Origin of the sequence: Photobacterium sanguinicancri (assembly GCF_002265265.1) — a bacterium.
Lineage (GTDB): Bacteria > Pseudomonadota > Gammaproteobacteria > Enterobacterales > Vibrionaceae > Photobacterium > Photobacterium sanguinicancri.
The window spans coordinates 1-405 of the sequence record NZ_NOIF01000486.1 but is presented as its reverse complement, the minus strand read 5'-3'; the positions used below and the strand labels follow the sequence as shown (position 1 = coordinate 405).

Genomic DNA, 405 nt, shown 5'->3' with positions numbered 1-405 from the left:
GGGGTCGAGATCAGCCTCGAGGCCCCCGTCGCCAAGCTGTTGACCGAAGGCGGCAAGGTCGCGGGCGTGCGGCTCGAATCAGGCGAGGAAATCGCCGCCACCACCGTCGCCGCCAATGTCGGCCCGGCCCTGCTCTATCGCCAGATGGTCGATTCCGCCGACATGCCCGCCGATTTCAAGCGCCGGATCAATGGGTTCAAAACGGGCAGCGGCACCTTCCGCATGAACGTCGCTCTGTCCGAATTGCCTCACTTCACCGTCTTCCCCGGCAAGGACAAGGCCGAGCACCACACCGCCGGGATCATCATCGCGCCGGGCATGGATTATATGGACCAGGCGTTCATCGACGCGCAGCAGCATGGCGGGTCGAAAAAGCCGATCGTCGAGATGAAGCTGCCGACCACG

The 405-nt window shown here is 64.2% G+C and carries 1 protein-coding gene; it reads left to right on the top strand.

Translation table 11 applies throughout. The features are described from left to right. The coding region (locus tag ASV53_RS24750; RefSeq protein ID WP_205049252.1) for a phytoene desaturase family protein at nucleotides 1-405 on the top strand (405 nt) is incomplete at both ends.